Annotated in this window: 20 protein-coding genes; 9 read left to right on the top strand and 11 right to left on the bottom strand. The window is 67.1% G+C overall.

From position 1 onward, the window contains the following. The first annotated feature begins 67 nt into the window (after positions 1-67). The 8 genes from DVK03_RS09635 (at position 68) to DVK03_RS09670 (ending at position 8,392) form a co-directional block, all read left to right on the top strand. Positions 68-1,045, top strand: coding sequence for an aldo/keto reductase (locus tag DVK03_RS09635; RefSeq protein WP_115803312.1), 978 nt, complete (start codon positions 68-70; stop codon positions 1,043-1,045). A 154-nt stretch (positions 1,046-1,199) separates the two neighbouring features. Continuing rightward, positions 1,200-2,750: a substrate-binding domain-containing protein gene (locus DVK03_RS09640; protein ID WP_115802824.1), complete on the top strand. Its 1,551-nt coding sequence runs from the start codon at positions 1,200-1,202 to the stop codon at positions 2,748-2,750. A 126-nt stretch (positions 2,751-2,876) separates the two neighbouring features. Next, positions 2,877-3,824 carry a carbohydrate ABC transporter permease gene (locus DVK03_RS09645; RefSeq protein WP_004061442.1) on the top strand — a complete coding sequence of 316 codons (948 nt, stop codon included), beginning with the start codon at positions 2,877-2,879 and terminating at the stop codon, positions 3,822-3,824. 1 nt (position 3,825) lies between these two features. Beyond that, on the top strand, positions 3,826-4,785 hold the full coding sequence (locus DVK03_RS09650) for a carbohydrate ABC transporter permease (RefSeq protein WP_004061444.1): 960 nt from the start codon (positions 3,826-3,828) through the stop codon (positions 4,783-4,785). Positions 4,786-4,787: 2 nt separating this feature from the next. Then, positions 4,788-5,975 (top strand): ABC transporter ATP-binding protein, encoded by a 1,188-nt coding sequence (locus DVK03_RS09655; protein ID WP_006601508.1) that lies wholly within the window; start codon positions 4,788-4,790, stop codon positions 5,973-5,975. Positions 5,976-6,090: 115 nt separating this feature from the next. After that, a complete protein-coding gene (locus DVK03_RS09660) occupies positions 6,091-6,294 on the top strand; it encodes a hypothetical protein (protein ID WP_004042869.1) in 204 nt (67 codons plus the stop codon). A 154-nt stretch (positions 6,295-6,448) separates the two neighbouring features. Then, positions 6,449-7,549: a Gfo/Idh/MocA family protein gene (locus tag DVK03_RS09665; RefSeq protein ID WP_004062255.1), complete on the top strand. Its 1,101-nt coding sequence runs from the start codon at positions 6,449-6,451 to the stop codon at positions 7,547-7,549. A 42-nt stretch (positions 7,550-7,591) separates the two neighbouring features. Beyond that, positions 7,592-8,392 (top strand): hypothetical protein, encoded by an 801-nt coding sequence (locus tag DVK03_RS09670; protein ID WP_115802825.1) that lies wholly within the window; start codon positions 7,592-7,594, stop codon positions 8,390-8,392. Positions 8,393-8,464: 72 nt separating this feature from the next. Here the strand turns inward: DVK03_RS09670 and trmB are convergent, their stop codons facing one another. Then, positions 8,465-9,526 (bottom strand): HTH-type sugar sensing transcriptional regulator TrmB, encoded by a 1,062-nt coding sequence (trmB, locus tag DVK03_RS09675; protein ID WP_004062257.1) that lies wholly within the window; start codon positions 9,524-9,526, stop codon positions 8,465-8,467. 333 nt (positions 9,527-9,859) lie between these two features. Here trmB and DVK03_RS09680 point away from each other — a divergent pair, with 333 nt between their 5' ends. Next, positions 9,860-11,008, top strand: a complete 1,149-nt coding sequence (locus DVK03_RS09680; protein ID WP_115802826.1) for a mechanosensitive ion channel family protein — start codon at positions 9,860-9,862, stop codon at positions 11,006-11,008. Between the two features lie 104 nt (positions 11,009-11,112). Here DVK03_RS09680 and DVK03_RS09685 read toward each other — a convergent pair whose 3' ends face one another. The 10 genes from DVK03_RS09685 to hisD all read right to left on the bottom strand — a co-directional run bounded on the left by DVK03_RS09685 (position 11,113) and on the right by hisD (position 18,235). Then, on the bottom strand, positions 11,113-11,520 hold the full coding sequence (locus DVK03_RS09685) for a universal stress protein (RefSeq protein WP_004042855.1): 408 nt from the start codon (positions 11,518-11,520) through the stop codon (positions 11,113-11,115). 84 nt (positions 11,521-11,604) lie between these two features. After that, entirely contained in the window at positions 11,605-12,984 is a 1,380-nt protein-coding gene (locus DVK03_RS09690; protein WP_115802827.1) for a bifunctional UDP-sugar hydrolase/5'-nucleotidase, read from the bottom strand. 127 nt (positions 12,985-13,111) lie between these two features. After that, complete coding sequence (locus DVK03_RS09695; RefSeq protein ID WP_004062268.1) at positions 13,112-13,324, bottom strand: dodecin; 213 nt, start codon at positions 13,322-13,324, stop codon at positions 13,112-13,114. Positions 13,325-13,417: 93 nt separating this feature from the next. Then, positions 13,418-14,215, bottom strand: a complete 798-nt coding sequence (locus DVK03_RS09700) for a winged helix-turn-helix domain-containing protein (protein WP_004042849.1) — start codon at positions 14,213-14,215, stop codon at positions 13,418-13,420. 100 nt (positions 14,216-14,315) lie between these two features. Further along, complete coding sequence (locus tag DVK03_RS09705) at positions 14,316-14,975, bottom strand: hypothetical protein (protein ID WP_006601505.1); 660 nt, start codon at positions 14,973-14,975, stop codon at positions 14,316-14,318. Beyond that, complete coding sequence (locus DVK03_RS09710; protein WP_004062278.1) at positions 14,972-15,715, bottom strand: hypothetical protein; 744 nt, start codon at positions 15,713-15,715, stop codon at positions 14,972-14,974. The genes DVK03_RS09705 and DVK03_RS09710 overlap by 4 nt, the downstream gene beginning before the upstream one ends. Positions 15,716-15,771: 56 nt before the next feature. Beyond that, on the bottom strand, positions 15,772-16,116 hold the full coding sequence (locus DVK03_RS09715) for a hypothetical protein (protein WP_013035460.1): 345 nt from the start codon (positions 16,114-16,116) through the stop codon (positions 15,772-15,774). 88 nt (positions 16,117-16,204) lie between these two features. Further along, positions 16,205-16,453: a DUF5816 domain-containing protein gene (locus tag DVK03_RS09720; protein WP_004042840.1), complete on the bottom strand. Its 249-nt coding sequence runs from the start codon at positions 16,451-16,453 to the stop codon at positions 16,205-16,207. A 39-nt stretch (positions 16,454-16,492) separates the two neighbouring features. After that, a complete protein-coding gene (locus DVK03_RS09725; protein WP_004062279.1) occupies positions 16,493-16,858 on the bottom strand; it encodes an iron-sulfur cluster assembly accessory protein in 366 nt (121 codons plus the stop codon). A gap of 96 nt (positions 16,859-16,954) precedes the next feature. After that, positions 16,955-18,235: a histidinol dehydrogenase gene (hisD, locus tag DVK03_RS09730; protein ID WP_369333263.1), complete on the bottom strand. Its 1,281-nt coding sequence runs from the start codon at positions 18,233-18,235 to the stop codon at positions 16,955-16,957. Between the last annotated feature and the right edge of the window lie 60 nt (positions 18,236-18,295).

Below are 18,295 nucleotides of genomic sequence, written 5' to 3' on the forward strand. Positions count from 1 at the left end.
TTTCTCTCACTACCGTATTGTGAGTATGCTTATCATTGTCGTTCGTGTATGAACCGGTGTGACCGACATGGAGTACACCTACCTCGGCGACACCGGACTCGAAGTCTCGCGGCTCTGTCTGGGCTGTATGAACTTCGGTTCCAGCGCGGAGTGGATGATGAACGACAGGCAGGCGAGCCTCGACCTGCTCGACAGCGCGCTCGACGCGGGTATCAACTTCCTCGACACGGCGAACGCCTACTCCCGCGGGGAGTCGGAGGAAATCGTCGGCGAGGCCATCGCCGAGCGCGACCGCGAGGAACTCGCCATCGCGACGAAAGTCTACTTTCCGATGGGCGACGGGCCGAACAAATCGGGGCTCTCGCGCAAGCACATCATCGACCAGGCGCACGCGAGCCTCGACCGCCTCGGCACCGACTACATCGACCTCTACCAGATTCACCGCTGGGACGACGGCGTCCCCATCGAGGAGACGCTGTCGGCGCTCGACCACCTCGTCGAGGAGGGGCTGGTCCGCTACGTCGGCGCGTCCACGATGTCGTCGTACCAGTTCACGAAGGCGCTGTACACCGCCGACGTGGAGAACCTCGAACGCTTCGCCTGCATGCAACCGGAGTACAACGCGGTCGACCGCCACGAGGAGGCGAACCTGCTTCCGGTGTGCGAGGGCGAAGGCGTCGGCGTCGTCCCGTGGTCGCCGCTCGCGGGCGGCTTCCTCACGGGCAAGTACGAGCGCGACGCCGAGGTGCCGGCGGGCACGCGCGCGAACTCGGACGAGTACACGTCGAACCGCTTTACCGACGAGAACTGGGCCGTCCTCGACGCGATTCGCGCCATCGCCGACGAAAAGGGGGCGACGCCCGCGCAGGTGTCGCTCGCGTGGCTGCTCCACAAGCCCGTCGTGGACGCGCCCATCATCGGCCCGCGGCGACTCGACCACCTCGAAGAGAACGTCGGCGCGCTCGACGTGGCCCTGAGCGACGACGATATCGAGCGAATCGAGGCCCCGAAGACGCCGCGGTGGCCCGCGCCGGGAAAGGACTAAGTTTTCAGCCTACAATCATAATATACGATTGTTACAATCATTGGATTGATTGAATTTCGGGGCGCAGATACTATTATCAAGTAGTTTACTACAACACCGGTAGTGGCCAGCACCAAAACTATAAATAATCACTAATTGTAGAATACAGACTGTAATGGTTGATGCTGACTCACGCAAGGGCAAGCGTACTGGCGTCTCTCGACGTAGTTTTGTGAAGGCGGCCGGCGCATCGGGCGTCGCCGTCGGGCTGGCTGGCTGCGTCAGTACGGGTGGCGGTGACGACAACGGCGGCGGGAACGGCGAGACCGACGCCGACACCGACACGCCGATTAACACCGAGGAGACCACAGAAGAGATCACGCTTCAGTGGGCCGCCGACACCCGCGTCGCGGAAGCGGAAGCGGAAGTCGTGCAGGCCCTTCGGGACGCCGGCCTCCCGGAGAACATCTCCATCGACATCCTCGCGGGGTCGCAGGTGACGGATAACCGGCAGGCGCAGTACCAGCAGTGGCTCTCCGGCGGTCGCTCGGAGCCGACGCTGCTCATGATGGACAGCGGGTGGACGATTCCGTTCATCGCCCGCAACCAACTGCAGAACCTCTCGCAGTCGCTCCCGTCGGAACTGACCTCGACCATCGAAGAGGAGTACTTCGAGGCCAGCGTCTCGACGGCGACGGGGCCGAACGGCGACCTCTACGGACAGCCGCTGTTCCCCGACTTCCCGACGATTCAGTACCGAAAGGACCTGCTTCGAAACGCCGGCTACACCGACGACGACTTCTCGACGTGGGCGACCGAGTCGATGTCGTGGGAGGAGTTCTCGCGAATCACGCGGGAGGCGCTCGACGCCAACGAGGACATCGAGAACGGCTTTACGTTCCAGGCGGACGTCTACGAGGGCCTGTCGTGCTGTGACTTCAACGAGTTCATGACCTCGTACGGCGGCGCGTACTTCGGCGGCCGCGAGAACCTGTTCGGCCCCATCGGCGACCGCCCCATCACGGTCGAAGAAGAGCCGGTCATCAACGCGATTCGGATGGTCCGGACGCTCATTCACGGCGAGGACGACGAGTACGCCCTCGACGGCATCACGGGCGGTATCTCGCCCGAGGCGGTCCTCCAGTGGACCGAAGACCCGTCCCGCCAGCCCTTCACGACGGGCAACGCGGTCATGCACCGCAACTGGCCGTACTCCATCGTCATCAACGGCGCGGAGCCCTCGGACGAAAACGACCAGACCGGCTTCGGCGAGGACCTCGGCGTCATGCCGATTCCGTACGGCGTCACCGCCGACGAGGCCCAGTACGAGGGCACCGGCGGCCCCGTCGCCGCCCTCGGCGGCTGGCACATGACGATGAACCCCAACTCTTCGGACGAACAGAAGCAGGCCGCGGTGCAGGTGCTTCGGACGATGCAGACCGAGCAGTTCCAGCTCGATATGTTCCGCATCATCGGCTGGATTCCGCCGCGCCCGTCGCTTCTCGACTCCGACCAGGCCGCCGAGGTGCCCATCATCGGCCGCTACCTCGACGCCCTGAAGGTCGCCGGCGAGAACGCGATTCCGCGCCCGGTCTCCGTCGTCTGGCCGCAGCAGTCCGGCCGCATCGCCCAGGAGGTCAACGCCACGTTCGCCCAGGAGAAATCCCCCGAACAGGCGATGTCCGACCTCGCATCACAGCTCGAACAGATCGAGCAGAACGCGTAGAGCAACGTCTTTACCGAGACGTAACAAACATACACGTTATCATTTGACATGGCTACCGAACAACAATCAGGGGAGACACTTTCCGACACCCGGAGAAGCGGCCCGTACGCCTCGGCCGTCAACTGGATGGAGTCGCTTTCCGAGACGCAGTTCGCGTACCTGCTTTTGACGCCCGCGCTCGTCCTCTTGGGGGTTATCGCCGTCTACCCGCTGGTCTCGACGTTCAGCATGTCGCTGTTCGCAGACCAGTTGACCGGGAGTGCGCGGCTCGGCGAGTTCGTCGGACTGCAGAACTACGTCGACCTGTTCTCCGGCGCGCGCAACTACGCGCTGCCGTCGCAGTTCCTCCCGACGTTCACCTCGGAGTTCCCCTTCGTCACGAACATCTACGCCAGCGCGCTCGCGGTGACGCTCATCTTCACCGTGTTCAGCGTGCTGTTCGAAACGCTCATCGGCTTCGGTCAGGCGCTCATCTTAGACCAGGACTTCCGCGGGCGGCGGTGGGTCCGCGTCGCCATCATCATCCCGTGGGCCGTGCCCATCGTCATCCAGGGGATGATTTGGTATCTGATGTTCCAGCCGAACATCGGCTTCCTCGTCGGCACGAGCGAGAACCCGGCGCTGTTGAACCAACTCGGGCTCATCGGCACGACGCCGCTTCGGAACACCGCCGACGCGCTGTTCCTCATCATCGTGGCCGACGTGTGGAAGACCTCGGCGTTCATGGCGCTTCTCATCCTCGCGGGGATGCAGAGCATCGACCGGTCGTTGTACGACGTGGCGAAGGTCGCCGGCGCGTCGCGCTGGCAGCAGTTCAAGCTCATCACCTTCCCGCTCATCCTGCCGACGGTGCTCGTGGCGATGCTGTTCCGAACCATCGACGCGATGCGCGTCTACGGCATCATCCAGACCATGGCCGGCTGTCAGACGGTCCCGTCTTTGTCGTGTCTCGTCGTCACGACGTTCAACACGCCGCTGTACGGGACCTCCGCGACCGTGGCGTTCGTCACCGCGGGCATCATCGCCGTCGTGGTCTCGGTGTACATCGTGAACTTCGCCAGCGAGGGAATCTGAGATGGCTAGTGAAACTCCGGGAGCCGGCATCGGCTCCGACGACCCCGAGACGAAGCGCGGGCCGCTCGGCCGCTGGGTCGACTCGGCCATCAAGAACCCCGACCGGGTCTACCGCGCGATGTTCTACGTCGCGATGCTGTTCTTCCTCGTCACGACGCTGTTCCCGTTCTACTGGCTGCTCGTGCTCGCGCTCACGCCGAACAACCTCATCGCCAATATGGGGCTCGTGCCCAACGGGTTCAACCCCGAGGTGTTCATCGCGATGTTCGAACGGGTGCCGTTCCACCTCTACATGTTCAACAGCTTCGTGCTGGGCATCACGACCACCGTGCTCGTGTTGCTCATCGCCAGCCTCGCGGGGTACGTCTTCGGCCGCCTCCGCTTCCCCGGGAAGGGCGTGCTGATGCTCGGCATCCTCGCCATCAGCTACTTCCCGCCGGCGGCGTTCCTCATCCCGCTTTTCGAGCTGTTCACCGGGAACACGGCGATTAGCATCGGGATGGTGACGATATCGACGCCGGACCTGTTCAACACGCCGGCACCGATGGTGTTCCCGTTCAGCGCGCTGTTCCTGCCGCTGTCGATATTCATCCTCACGACCTTCTACGGGCAGATTCCCGACGGGTTGGAGGACGCGGCGCGGGTGGAGGGAACGACCCGACTGGGCGCGCTGTTCCGCGTCATCGTGCCGCTTTCGGCACCCGGCGTGGCGACCGCGGGCGTCCTCACGTTCATCAGCGTCTACAACGAGTTCTTCTTCTCGTTCCTGATGAACAACGGCGAGGCCGACTCGTGGGCCCCCATCGTCGCGGGTATCCTGAAGTATCAGGGGCAGTTCGACACCCCGTACAACCTGATGGCCGCCGCCTCAATCGTGGGGGTCTTACCCGTGGCAATTCTTGTCATTATCGCACAGGAACGCATCGTGAGTGGACTGACCGCAGGAGCGCTGAAGGAGTAATCATGGGAGACGTAACACTCGAACACGTAAGCAAGCACTACGACGACGTAACGGCGGTCGACGACATGAACCTCGACATCGACGACGGAGAATTCATCTGTCTCGTCGGTCCGTCGGGGTGCGGCAAGTCGACGACCATGGAGATGATAGCGGGGCTGACCATCCCCTCGGAGGGGAAGGTGTTCATCGGCGACCGCGAGGTGACGAACCTCCCGCCGAAGGACCGCGGGGTGGCGATGGTGTTCCAGAACATCGCGCTGTTCCCCCACATGGACGTCTACGACAACATCTCCTTCGGGCTCCGCCTCCGCAACTACGACAAGGAGGAAATCGAGCGCCGCGTCGAGCGCGCCGCCGAAATCGTCCAGTTGCAGGGGATGCTCGAACGCATGCCCGACGAGATGTCCGGCGGCCAGCGCCAGCGCGTCGCCATCGCCCGCGCCATCGTCCGGAACCCCGGCGTCTTCCTGATGGACGAACCGCTCGCGAACCTCGACGCGAAGCTCCGGGTCCACATGCGGACCGAACTCCAGCGCCTCCACAAGGAGTTGGACACGACCATCATCTACGTCACCCACGACCAGGCGGAGGCGATGACGATGTCCGACCGCATCGCCGTCATCGACTCCGGCCAACTCCAACAAATCGACCCGCCGCTCGTCTGTTACAACGAGCCGGCGAACCTGTTCGTCGCGGGCTTCATCGGCTCGCCGTCGATGAACTTCCTCGACGGCGAGGTCGCGGCCGACGGCTTCTCGTCGACCAACATCGACGTGGAGTTCGACCCCGCGGACCTCGGCGTCGAACCGGGGACGGACGTCACGATGGGCATCCGCCCGGAAGACGTCTACCTCGTCGACGAGGAGTCGCTCGTATCGAACCCGAGCCACCGCATCGACGCCGTGACCGACGTGCTCGAACCGATGGGCGACGAAATATTCGTCTACCTGAAGCTCTCGGAGTCGGCCGAGACGGACCTCGAAGACACGAGCGGCGTCGCCAACGACCAACTGCTGATGAGCGTCGCCCCCGACACCGACATCGCGGAGGACGAAGACGTGACGGTCGTCCTCGACCGCTCGCGCGTCCACCTCTTCGACACGGCGACGGGCGAGGCCATCAGCCACGGCATCGAGACGCCCGTCCAGACGAGCGGCGCGCCCGGCACGGAAGCCGAAAGCGACGACTGACGCGGCCGTAACGCGGCCCGCTCCGGGGGCTCCCGGGTTCGTCGCCGTCCCGCCTCCGACTCGCACAGCCCGCACAACGCGAACCGAACCAACCCACAGCACACTCACCCACACAATGGTCAACGAACTCGGCCTGTTCTACCTCGGCGGGATGACCGTCCTGTTTTTCTTCTGGGCCTACGGCATCGTCTCGTTCCTGCTCGACCTGAAGAACAAGTTCATCCCGAAGGGCAAGCAGTACCTCCGCGGGCGACGCCGCCTCAAGGAAGAAAAACGCCGCGAGGAAGAACGCAAAGAGCGAGAAGAACAGCTCTACTGACCCGACTCGACCCGTGTTGCTCGCCTCACCCCGCCTCTATTGCGTGCCACCCGTCACAGTGAAAACGCTCTCTGACCGGGGTCTCGCGGTCGATTCTGGCAAATCAGCCCAAAGAACGTGAAACTTAACACCACCAGTAGTTAATCATCGAATCATGAGTACCGAATCATCCGTCCGGGTCGGCATCGTCGGCCTCGGCAACATCGGACACCACCACGCGGACCGCCTCGTCGACCTCGGCGCGACCCTCGTCGGCGGCCTCGACATTCAGGCGGACGCCCGTCGCCGCTTCGCGGAGAAGTACGACGTGAACACCTACGAGGAGAAGTCGGAACTGTTCGAGGAAGTCGACGCGGTCATCATCACCACGCCGAACCGCTTCCACGAGGAGTACGCCGTCGCCGCGCTCGACGCCGGCCTCGACGTGCTGCTCGAAAAGCCGCTGGCGCACTCGCTCGAATCCGCCGAGCGAATCGCCGCGGCGGCCGAAGACGCCGACGGCTTCTGCATGGTCGGCTTCAACAACCGCTTTGCCAACCCCGTCGAGGTCGTCCGCCACCACTACGAGGAGGGCCGCTTCGGGGACGTGACCCACGTCGAGGCCAACTACGTCCGCCGCCGCGGCATCCCCGGGCGCGGGTCGTGGTTCACCTCGAAGGAAATCGCCGGCGGCGGGTCGCTCATCGACATCGGCGTCCACGCCATCGACCTCGCGCTCTACTTCCTCGACTTCCCCGAGGTCGTTGAGGTCTCCGGCGTCACCCGCTCGGAGTTCGGTGACCGCGACGACTACACCTTCGTCGAGATGTGGGGCGAGGACGTGGGCCCGGAGGCCTTCGACGTGGACGACTCCGCGAGCGCCTTCATCCGCACCGACGAGGGGACGACCATCTCCCTCGAAGTCGCGTGGGCGACGAACCGCCCGACCAACGACGAGTTCTTCCTCCGCGGCACGGAGGGCGGCGTCCGCTTCGACCGCGCGAGCCACGACCTCCAGTTCTACGAGGACGGCGTCGGCGGCGGCAACCACCTCTCGACGACGGACGTGGAGACGCAGGACAACGACACCCACAAGACCGAACAGGAGGCGTTCCTCGCGGCCGTCGCCGAGGGCGAACACCCCGGCCGCAACACGGTCGAACAGGGTCTCGCCGTCCAGCGCGTCATCGACGCCATCTACCGCTCGTCGGAGACGGGCGAGGCGGTCCGCCTCGACGCGGCCGAGACCGAGACCGAGACGCCCCCGGCGAACTGACCACCGCGGACGCACACCCCTCACAGCCCCACTGTTCACACCATGTCCGTCATCGACTCACTCAGGCGACCGGAACACACCGGCGAGAACCGCTGTCTCCCGTGTACCGCCGTCAACGTCGCACTCGTCGTCGTCGTCGGTCTCGCGGTCAGCGTGCTCTCGCCGGTCGCCGGTCTCGTCGTCCTCGTCGGCGGCGCGCTGTCGGTGTACCTCCGGGGCTACGTCGTCCCCGGTACGCCCTCGTTCGCGCCGCGGTTGGTCGCGGCGGCCGGCCTCGCCGGCGTCTTCGACCACGGCGGCGAAGGGTCGACCTCGGACCGCCGCTCGGAGTCGCTCGACGCCGACGTCGACCCCGACGCGATGCTGTCGGCGCTCCTGAACGCGGGCGTCCTCGTCGAAGAAGCAGACGGGCTGTTCCTCACTGACGACGCCCGCGAGGAGTGGGAGTCGACGATGGCGACGCTCCGGAAGACCACCGACGATGAACTCGCCGAGGCGGTCGCCAACGCGGTCCCGTTCGAGGCGACCGTCGACGCCGAGTTCGACGGCATCTCGCTGGACGGCCCCTCGATGTCCGTGTGGATTTCCCGGCCGCAGGCCATCGCGGACGTGGCGACCCTCTACGCGGTCGTCGAGCGCGGGGTCGACCCGACGGTCGCGCTCGCGGCCACGGAGCCGATGCGGATGTTCGTCGAGGTCTGTCCGGACTGCGGCGGCCCGGTCGAGGAGACGACGACGCGCAACTGCTGCGGCGGCACCGCGGGGCTGTACGACTCGCCGGACCACGAGGTGCTCGGCTGTGCGGACTGCGGCGCGGTGGTCTACGAGTTCCCCGACGAGTAGCCGGTGGCCGGCGAGGCGAGGGGGCCCGAAAAGCTGCGTGCGGCGATGCGTGCGGTGACTGACGCTGCGAGTTCAGACGATTTCGTCGCGGTTCGGAACCTCGTCGCGGCCGAGCAGAATCTCCTGTCCTTCCACGTCTTCGAGCGCGGCGACCAGCCCGCCGACCTCGACGACGCCCTCCTCGGTCTCGATGTGGAGCGACGCGACCTCCTCCGTGTCCTCGAACGCCGTCTCGATGACGCGGCCTTCGACCACGATGGGGTCGCCCGTCTCGATGTCGCGGCCGGAGACGGAGGCGTAGAAGTCGCCGTCTATCTCGCGGATGTCCTTGACGGCCCGGCGGATAGAGGCGTAGCGCCGCGGGAACGGCCGGCGCTTGCCGTTGGCGACGATGGTCTCGGCGGTGCTCCAGAGGACGGTCCCGAAGAACCCGCTGACGAGGAAGCCGAGCGCGGAGCGGTTGAAGATGACGCCGTAGCGGTCGCGGTCGTCGCGGAGGGCGTCCTGGGTCGCGTAGATGGAGTACTCGCCGTCAGCGACCGCGAGGACGGGCGAGGTGATGCCGCGGCGGGCGCGGGCGATGGTCGCCACGTCGAGGTAGTTGAACTCCTCGGGGTCGGGCGCGCGGGAGGCGGGCGTCACGAGCAGGTCGATGCTGACGCCGCTGTCGATGGCCGCCGCGAGGTCGTCGCGGAAGCGACGGAGCAGGTCGGGCGTCAACGAGAGCACGAGTTCGTACTCCGCGGCCTCGATAATCTCCTCGATGTAGCGGAGGATGGTCGACCGCGACTTGACGAGCGAGACGGCCTCGGTGTCGCGGGCGGGGGCGGTGTAGCGCGCCTCCAGTTCCTCGATGAGTTCCTCCAGCGAGGTCTTGACGTTCGCGAAGGCGTCGTCGGGGTCGACGGCGACGATTTTCATCGGGCGCGACTCGCGGAGTTCGACGAGGCCGCGGTCCGACAGGCTTCGGACCGTGTCGTACACCCGCGGCTGGGGGATGCTGGTTCGGTCCGCGATTTCGCTCGCCGTCAACTGTCCGTGTTCGAGAACGGCCAGATACGCGTCTATCTCGTACTCGCCGAGGTTGAAGCGCTCACCGACTCGCTCCATGGTGAGCCGCAGTTCGTCAGCCATGCTCGTGACGTGTACGGCATCACCTAAATCATTTACTGAAATCCGAGTAGCACGAAATTCCGAAAACAAGTGGCACAACTGATGGCAGGGCGGACGGCGAGCGTCGCGGAACGGCGGGACGGCAGGGCGACGGGTGGAGCAGAGCGGAGCGGGGCGGAGCGAGTCGAATCAGGCGAAGCGGGACGAAGCGGGACAAACGGGACGAAGCGCGGCGAGGCGGGCGGTCGTCGCGTCGGCCGTGCGGATACTGCGACGGCCCGACACGTAGCCGTTCACCGCGACCGAACCCCCGGAGTAACAACCCTTTTTTCGCCGCTCCCCGTTGCGGGTTCCATGCACGGAGTCGAGGGGGTTGCCGACGCGTCGGCCGCGGTCGGCGGGGTATCGACTGCGGGGAGCCACCTCGCGGTCGCCCCGCTCCAGTCGACGGCGCTCACGCCGCCGCCGTTCGTGCCGGACTACTTCCTGTTTCCGGGGTGGCGCATCGCCGTCGCCCTCGTCATCGTCGCCCTGTCGGTCGGGCTCTCGAAGTACATCGTCCGCCTGCTCGGCCGGCCGGTCGCCCGACAGTTCCGCCGGCAGAGCGTCGCCCAGACGGTGCTCCGAATCGTCCGCCTCTCTATCGTCCTCGTCGGCGTCGGCGTCGGCGCGAACGTCCTCGGCCTCGAACTCGGCGACATCGTCCTCTCGGTGACGGTGTTTTCGGCGGTGCTCGGTATCGTTCTCGCGCCCATCGTCGGGAGCATCATCAACGGGGTGTTCGTCCTCTCGGACCAGCCGTTCGAAATCGGCGACATGATAGAACTCGACGACGGCACGAAGGGCTTCATCGACGAGATTACCCTGAGCTACACGAAGATATTCACCCTCGACAACACCTTTCTCGTGATGTCGAACTCGAACATCCGCGACCGCGACGTCATCAACTACTCCGCGGAAGACGAGCGGACCCGTCTGTCGCTCGACGTGCTCGTCACCTACGAGTCCGACATCGACGCCGCCCGCGACCTCGTCGAGCGCGCCGCCCGCGACTGCGACGCGGTGGTCGAAGGCGGCCCCGACATCCGCATCGGGAGCGCCCGCTACCCGGCGAAGCCGACCGCCTACATCAACTCCTACGCCGACAACGGCGTCCTCCTGCGCCTCCGCTACTGGGCGCTGAAACCGTACAAAATCGGCCGCATCCAGTCGGAGGTCCAGACGCGGCTCTGGACGCTCGTCGAGGAGTCCGACGCGACCGTCGAGTTCGCCTACCCGCACACGCACCTCGTCTTCGACGAGACCAGCGGGAGCCTCCACGTCACCGGCGACGAGGCCGCGAACCGGCGTCACGCCACCGCGTCGCCGGCTCCGGGAGCGCCCGTCCAGTCGGTCTCCGACGGGGAGGGCGGCGAAGCCCCGGTCGATGCGGCTGATTCGGCCGACGCGACCGACGCCCCGGACTCGGCGGACGCGGAGTCAGCGGACACCGCCGAGAACTGACGGGGAACGGCGAACGCAGTCGAAGCTGGTCGCATCGAAAACGGGGAAACCCGAACTCGAATCCGAGTCCGAACTCGAACCGAACCGGTCCGTGCGCCGCCGGCTCAGTCGTCGGCGCGGACGGTGATGACCGTGCAGTCGAGCTTTTCGCGGAGGAACACGTCGATGTCGGGGTCGTCGAGGAACCGGCGGAGCATCCGCCGCCAGCGGCTCGCCTGTTTCGACCCGATGACGACGATGTCGGCCTCCTCGGCGGCGACCTCTTCGAGAATCGTCTCCTCGACGAGGAATCCCCGACGGACGACGTAGCGCGCGCGGACAAGCGGCCCGAACTCGGCTTCGACCGCCCGCTTGAGTTCGGTCCGCGTCACGCCGCGGTTCGACTGGTAGAGGTCGACGTGGAGGACCGTCAGCTCGGCGTCGCGCTCGCGCGAGACGCGGACGGCCTCTTCGAGCGTCGCCCGGGAGTGCTTCGAGAGCGGGTACCGAACCGGGACCACGACCCGTGTCATACTCCGAGACCACTCGCCGGGCGTGCGTGAACCTTTCCCTCTCCGACGGCCGCGTCGCCGTTGCTCACGCTCTTTCCGTCTCCGTCAGTCGTCGGCGCGGCTGGCCGACCGGCGCTCGATGCGCCCCCCGACGGCGGCGTCGAAGCCGACCTCGCGGGCGTAGCGCGCCAGCGCGTCGTGTTGAATCTCGAACTCGCCGCCCCGGTGGGCCTGCGTGATGGCCGGGAACTCCTGTGTGCTGTGGAGCAGGTAGTCGCTCGTGGCGACGGTGTAGCGCGCCTCCGGGTCGAGTGGCTCGCCGCCGACGAACGCCTCGACGACCTCGTTTCGGTCGTCGTCCCAGACGATGCGCGCGCCGCTGACGTGGGCGTGCCACCAGTCCGGTTCCCCGAAGCCCATCTCGGCACCGCGGGCGGCTCCGAACGCCGCTAAGAGCTCCGTGCCGGTCACGTCGGCGACGACGAGGTGCTCCTCGAAGGGGACGAGGCTCACGAGGTCGGCGTGGGTTATCTCGGGGCCGACGGGCGGGCCGGAGCGGATGCCGCCGCTGTTCTGGAGTCCCACGTCCGCGCCGGTCGCCCAGCGGTAGGCGTCGGCGATGGCGTTGCCGACGCGGCACTCGCCGGCCGCGACGGTCTCCTCGGCGCGGTCCATCGGGCGGTCGATGCGGCAGAGCACCTCGTCGAGTCCGGCGGCGTCGACCCGGCCCTCCAGCGCCGCGACGAGTTCCGCGTCGGGCCGGTACTCGGCGGTCCGGTGACGGACCGTCTCGATTCGGTCGGCGGCGACGCGGACCTCCCAGACGACGTGGCCGTTCGCGCCGGGGCGGACGATTGGCACGCCGTCGACCACGTCGTCGCGCTCGGCGTGGACGTGGCCGCCGAGGACGAGGTCCACGTCGCACCGGGCGACCAGTTCGTCGTCGCCGCTCCCGAGGTGCGAGAGCGCGACGACGAGGTCCGCGCCGTCGTCCCTGAGGGCGTCGGCCGCGGCCGAGGCGGCCGGGTAGGGGTCCGCGAAGTCGAGGTCGGTCGCCTCGGGGTTGATGGTGCCGGTCGCGGGGTCGGTGACGCCGAAGAAGCCGAGCGTCAGCCCGTCCACCTCGCGGGTCGTTCGCGGGACGCTCCCCTCGGCGGCGGCGAACCGACCGCCGTCCTCGCCGCGGACGTTGCTCGTGACCCACGTCGGCCGGCTCGCGGCGACGAGTTCGCGGGTCCGGCTCGGCCCGTAGTCGAAGTCGTGGTTGCCGAACGTTTCGAGGTCGGCGTCCACGGCGTCGTAGAAGTCGAGCGCCTGCCCGCCGCGCTCGACGAGCGAGAGGACGCCCGGCGCGGTGTTGTCGCCGGAGCCGACCACGAGGGTGTCGTCGCCGTCGAGGGCGCGGACACAGCCCGCGAGGCGGCCGGCGCGCTCGGAGTCGTCGAAGACGTTCTCGATGTCGGAGTAGTGGAGGAGCCGAGGCATTCGCTTCTCGAATGTGGCGGCGCGGGCGGATAAGAAGCCGTCGGGACGACCCGCGGGCGGGTGAGACGGCGCGGAACCGGCGCGAACCGGGGCAGCCGCCAGCGCCTCGACGCGGGCGAGTTCGCCGCTACTCGTCGTCTTTCGCTTCGAGTTCGAACGCGACTTCGACTTCGGCTTGGTACTCTCGCGTCTCGACGGACGCGAGTTCGACGCCGAGTTCCTTTACTTCGACCCAGTGGACGCCCGCGAGCGTCTCCTCCGCGCGGTTAATCGCGTCGTCGACGGCGGCGTCGAAACTCTCTGCACTCCGACCGACGAGGGTGATTTTCTTGAACACCATCTCGTCGGACCCTTCGTCGTACTATCACAAATAATCGTCCCCGATTCGGCGGCGGTGGGCGGGCGGGTCATCTCGCATCGCGCTGTCGCGGGCTCACTCGTCGGGCCGATACGGGCGCGCGGTCTCGGCGCGCGCCGCGACGAGTCTGCGACCCCACGCCACGGCCGAGGGCTCGTAGCTCACGACTAGCGCCTCCGGAGCGCCCATGTGGTCGTAGACGACGAGCGTGACGGAGGCCGTCGTCGGTCGGTCCATGACCACGACGCCGAACGTCGGGTCCTCGTCGACCGCGGCCACGCGGACGCCGGCGTCGACCATGGCGTCGAGGTCGTCGGGATAGCGGTTCGAGAGCCAGTCGAGCGACTCCGCGGAGAGGACGAGCGTGACGCTGTCGCCGAGCCGGGTGAGCTGCTCGCGCGCCTCGGGCCAGTTACTGAACAGAAACGGGCCGTTGAAGCCGGCGAGCTCCGTCACCTCGTTGATATCGAAATCGAGCGGTGCGCGCCGTTCCATCTCCGAGAGGTCGCCGGTACAGACGACCGCCTCGCGGAACAGCGAGGGCGGCGGCTCGACCGACTCGGGGAGGTGGTCGAGCACGGGTACCGCGCCGAGCACGTTCGCCATCGCCCGAATCGCTTCGTCGTGTGTCTCCAGCGCGACTCGACCCGCGCTCGTGGCGACGAACCTGCCGTTCGACCGCTCGACGAGACCGAGCCCGACGAGTCGCTCGACGCCGCGGTCGACGGTGGACCGAGAGACCGAGAGCGTGCGGACCAGTTCGGCCTTCGAAAGTGACTCCGTCGAGAGCGCTTGGAGAATCTGCCGGCGACGGCCGACCGTCTCGAACGCGTCGGCGGCGTCCTCGTCTCCATCACCGATCCAACTCGACATCGGTGTGAACGTCTCAGTCCGTGTACAAATGTATATCGGGATTCGAGAGAAATCGCCTGCTGTCGGCTGATTCTGACGGCCTGGTCCCCGCCGGTTCGTGTCAGCGAGACGCCGTTTCGAACCGCCGCTGCAACGCGCCGACCACGTCCGAGAGGTGGGCGGTCCCCCAGACGGCGACGATGACGCCGCCGACGGCGTCGAACACGAGGTCCAAGAGCGTGTCGTCGAGACCGTACTGCGTCAGCACCGACGCGGTGCCGGCGAGCGAGGCGACCCCGGAGATGGCGAACTCGATGACCTCCCAGAAGACGCCGAACGCGAGGACGAAAAGCAGGATGAAGACGAACATGAACCGCGGCGGCAGGTAGATGTCCGCCGTGTGCTCGTCGACCGCGCGGACGGTCGCGTAGCCGGCGGCCGCGACGACCGACGACGACAGCGCGTGCGTGAGATGGTCCCACCACCAGACGCCCGCGTAGAAACTGGTCTCCGAACCGGGGAAGCCGACCGTCCCGAGCGCGTGGAGGAACGCCGCGGAGGATATCCAGAGCGTCAGCCCGGCGTCCATCGGGATGCGGTAGTCGCGTTCGAGTATCGCCGGCAGATAGGTCACGCCGAGACCGACGAGCGCGTTGACGACGATGCCGAGGTTCCCGCGGTCGAGGCCGATGAAGACGAGACCGACGAGGACGACCTGCATCGCCCGCGAGAGTTGGGACTGCCGTCGCTCGTCGATACGGAGGTGCGAGCGAATCTTCACGGCGACTCACCTCCCTCCGGCGCGCGGGAATCGCCGTCCGTCTCCGCCGCGTCCGACAGCCCGGCTACCTCCGCCGCCTCCGACTCCTCGGCCATCTCCGCCACCTCTTCGGGGAGTCGCTCGCGCGACCCGGCCCGGCGGCGGAAGTAGTACTCGAACAGCAATCCGGCGACGAGTCCGGCGACGGTGGCGGCGACGAAGTCCCACATCAGCCCCGCCTCGACGACGTGCTCGGGCCGCCCGTTCAACAGCAGGCGCGTCCCGAGGTAGAGGTCCGAGAGCCACTGGACGACCGCCCAGACGCCCGCGGCGGCCATCGTGGCGATGACGACGAAGAAGACGGCGAAGGAGTGGTTCATCCGGACCGGCGTGAACACGTCGAGTTCGACGGCGACGATGAGCGCGATGGCGGCCACCGCGAGATACGTCGACACGCGCCCGGTGAACGTCACGCCGCCGATGGTCTGGCCCCGAACGAGGACGCGGGCCACGAGCGGGAACGAGGCGAGCGCGACGACCTCCCACGGCAGCATCGCTCGCGGTTCGCGGAAGGCGACGGCCGGGACGACGGTGACCGCGGCCACGACGGCCGCGAACCCGCCCCAGACGAGGTCGCCGCCGGTGACGACGCTCCCGACGGCGACGGCGACGAGGAAGCCGACGAACAGCCACGCGAGCGCCGCGTTGAGCCGTCTGCTCCGGACGAATCGCGCCAACTCCGTCTGTGCGGCCTGCGACATGCTCGTCCGTTAGCGACGGGCTGAGAAAACGTTTGGGCGAAACCGCCCCGTTTCGATTACGTGTTCGTGCCGTGAACGACCTCGTAGTCGTTCCCACCACCGTTCGACACGCCGATGATTGCCCACTCGTATGGAAGGTCGATACCGCGAAGCCGCTCTCGAAGCGCGCTGATGTGGTCGTCCCACGTCACGAAGCAGCGGAACCGATACGGTGTCTCGGTGCCGCCGTCTGCGAGCACCGGACGGCATTCGGTCGCTTCGCGCGAACTCAGTGCGGTCACGTGGACCGTACGCCACTTGCGTTCGGCCAGCATATCGGGTCCGTCCCCCGAGACGGAGTAGCCGAGCCGGCCGAATATCGACCGAGCCTCCTGAACAGGAGGCATCGAAGCCTGGGCCATGCACGTCTACGTACACCCGCACTCCTGATAAAGATTGTCACGCTATACCATACCAATAATTGACGAACGGTCGCGCCGAGACGCCCGGCTACTCGTGAGCGGCGTCCCACTCCTCGGGTTTGCGGACGTTCCCGCAGTTGTTGCACTCGATGCGGGCCATCGTGTCCATCGCGGTGTCGAACGAGTCGCAGTTGCCGCAGAGATAGCCCCATCGGTTCTCGGCGTCCTCGGTCGAATAGACGACGTAGAACGGTCCCTTCGAGCCGCGTTCGGGCTCGTCGGTGGCGACGAAGACGGTCTTACCGCTCGATACGGTCTGGGTCTGGAGTTCGGCCATGCCACCGATTCGCGCGCGGGTGGCTTAAGAAATTGGTCCCTACGTCCGGAACGACTCGCCGCAGCCGCAGCTGCTCTCGGCGTTCGGGTTGTTGACGTGGAAGCCCGCGCCTTGCAGGCCGCCCTCGAAGTCGAGGGTCGAACCGCCGATGTAGTTCATGCTCGCGGGGTCGACGAACACGCGGAGGCCGTGCTGTTCGACGACTGTGTCGTCGTCTTCCGGTTCGTTGTCGAAGCGCATCCCGTAGGACAGTCCGGCGCAGCCGCCCTGCTGGACGAACAGCCGGAGTCCGGCCACGTCGGTGTCCATCGACTCCCCTTCGAGGAGGGAGACGGCTTCGTCCGCGGCCGCGGGCGTGACCGTGACCGCCACATCGCCGCCGCCACTCGCGGATTCCGTGCTCATACGTCCCACTATACTGTGGGAACGGATAACTGTGGCGCAGGCGGAACTTCGCGCGCCGTCCCGGTAGGCTGTGGCTACCCGGTGGAACGCCTCAGTTCACTCTTCGAACCGCTCGCGGACGCTCTGGGCGTGGGCGTCGAGGCCCTCCGCCTCCGCGAGCGTCGTAATCGTCTCGGAAAGCTCCGACAGCCCGTCGCGGTCGAGGCGCTGGACCGTCGTCGAGCGGACGAAGTGGTCCACCGAGAGGCCGCCCTGTCGCTTCGCGCCGCCGCCGGTCGGGAGGACGTGGTTCGTCCCGGAGGCGTAGTCGCCGGCCGCGACGGGCGTGTACGGCCCGAGGAAGACGCTCCCCGCGGAGTCGATGCGGTCCAACAGCGCCTCGTCGTCGTCGGCCTGAATCGTCAGGTGCTCGGCGGCGTACTCCTCGGCGAACAGCACCGCCTCGGACATCGACCGCGCGAGGAGGACGCCCGACGCGTCGCCTTCGAGCGCAGCCTCGATGGTCTCCGCGCGCTCGCGCTCGCCCGCCTGTCGCTCGACCTCCGCGACGACATCGGCGGCGAGGTCGGCGTCGTCGGTGACGGCGACGACCGACGCGTTCGGGTCGTGTTCGGCCTGCGCGACGAGGTCGGCGGCGACGAACCGCGCCTCGGCCGTCTCGTCGGCCACGACGAGTACCTCGGAGGGGCCGGCGAGGAAGTCGATGTCAACGTCGCCGCGGACCTCGGCCTTCGCCGCGGTGACCCACTTGTTGCCCGGGCCGACGACCTTCTGGACGGCTTTCACCGTCTCCGTACCGTAGGCGAGCGCGGCGATGCCCTGCGCGCCGCCGACCGAGTAGACCGCGTCCGCGCCCGCGGCGTGCATCGCGGCGAGCGTGACGGGGTTCATCGGCTCCGCGGGCGGCGTGGCGACCGCGACGTGTTCGACGCCCGCGACCTTCGCGGGGATGACGCCCATCAGGACGCTCGACGGGTAGGCGGCGGTGCCGCCGGGGGCGTAGACGCCCACCCGGTCGAGCGGCCGGTAGCGACGCCCGAGTTCGCGGGTGCCGTCGTCACCGAACTCCTCGCGCCAGTCAGCGGGGACCTGTTTTTCGTGGAACGCGCGGACGTTCGCCGCGGCGGCCTCGATGGCCTCGCGCACGTCGTCGTCGAGTTCGTCGTAGGCGCGCTCGGCGGCGTCGGTCACGTCGATGTTGCCGACCTGGACGCCGTCGAACTCGTTTGAGAACTCCCGGACCGCAACGTCGCCCTCTCGGCGGACGCGCTCGACGATGTCGCGCACGTCGGACTGGACCTCCCCGACGCCGGCGTCCCGCTCGAAGAAGGCGCGGCGGGCGTCGGTGCCGAGGTCGGCCAGTTCGCGAACCTCGATGTTCATACCCCGGCTTTGCGGCCGGCGCGAAAAGTCGTTGCGGAAGCGGTGGGGCGGGCT

The organism is Haloferax sp. Atlit-109R (assembly GCF_003665865.1).
In the GTDB taxonomy this organism is placed as follows: domain Archaea; phylum Halobacteriota; class Halobacteria; order Halobacteriales; family Haloferacaceae; genus Haloferax; species Haloferax volcanii.

Excerpts from the sequence above, each read along its gene's own strand:
- DVK03_RS09635 (WP_115803312.1), top strand. The coding sequence starts at position 68 with ATGGAGTACACCTACCTCGGCGACACCGGACTCGAAGTCTCGCGGCTC.
- DVK03_RS09640 (WP_115802824.1), top strand. The coding sequence starts at position 1,200 with ATGGTTGATGCTGACTCACGCAAGGGCAAGCGTACTGGCGTCTCTCGA.
- DVK03_RS09645 (WP_004061442.1), top strand. The coding sequence starts at position 2,877 with ATGGAGTCGCTTTCCGAGACGCAGTTCGCGTACCTGCTTTTGACGCCC.
- DVK03_RS09650 (WP_004061444.1), top strand. The coding sequence starts at position 3,826 with ATGGCTAGTGAAACTCCGGGAGCCGGCATCGGCTCCGACGACCCCGAG.
- DVK03_RS09655 (WP_006601508.1), top strand. The coding sequence starts at position 4,788 with ATGGGAGACGTAACACTCGAACACGTAAGCAAGCACTACGACGACGTA.
- DVK03_RS09660 (WP_004042869.1), top strand. The coding sequence starts at position 6,091 with ATGGTCAACGAACTCGGCCTGTTCTACCTCGGCGGGATGACCGTCCTG.
- DVK03_RS09665 (WP_004062255.1), top strand. The coding sequence starts at position 6,449 with ATGAGTACCGAATCATCCGTCCGGGTCGGCATCGTCGGCCTCGGCAAC.
- DVK03_RS09670 (WP_115802825.1), top strand. The coding sequence starts at position 7,592 with ATGTCCGTCATCGACTCACTCAGGCGACCGGAACACACCGGCGAGAAC.
- trmB (WP_004062257.1), bottom strand. The coding sequence starts at position 9,526 with ATGGCTGACGAACTGCGGCTCACCATGGAGCGAGTCGGTGAGCGCTTC.
- DVK03_RS09680 (WP_115802826.1), top strand. The coding sequence starts at position 9,860 with ATGCACGGAGTCGAGGGGGTTGCCGACGCGTCGGCCGCGGTCGGCGGG.
- DVK03_RS09685 (WP_004042855.1), bottom strand. The coding sequence starts at position 11,520 with ATGACACGGGTCGTGGTCCCGGTTCGGTACCCGCTCTCGAAGCACTCC.
- DVK03_RS09690 (WP_115802827.1), bottom strand. The coding sequence starts at position 12,984 with ATGCCTCGGCTCCTCCACTACTCCGACATCGAGAACGTCTTCGACGAC.
- DVK03_RS09695 (WP_004062268.1), bottom strand. The coding sequence starts at position 13,324 with ATGGTGTTCAAGAAAATCACCCTCGTCGGTCGGAGTGCAGAGAGTTTC.
- DVK03_RS09700 (WP_004042849.1), bottom strand. The coding sequence starts at position 14,215 with ATGTCGAGTTGGATCGGTGATGGAGACGAGGACGCCGCCGACGCGTTC.
- DVK03_RS09710 (WP_004062278.1), bottom strand. The coding sequence starts at position 15,715 with ATGTCGCAGGCCGCACAGACGGAGTTGGCGCGATTCGTCCGGAGCAGA.
- DVK03_RS09715 (WP_013035460.1), bottom strand. The coding sequence starts at position 16,116 with ATGGCCCAGGCTTCGATGCCTCCTGTTCAGGAGGCTCGGTCGATATTC.
- DVK03_RS09720 (WP_004042840.1), bottom strand. The coding sequence starts at position 16,453 with ATGGCCGAACTCCAGACCCAGACCGTATCGAGCGGTAAGACCGTCTTC.
- DVK03_RS09725 (WP_004062279.1), bottom strand. The coding sequence starts at position 16,858 with ATGAGCACGGAATCCGCGAGTGGCGGCGGCGATGTGGCGGTCACGGTC.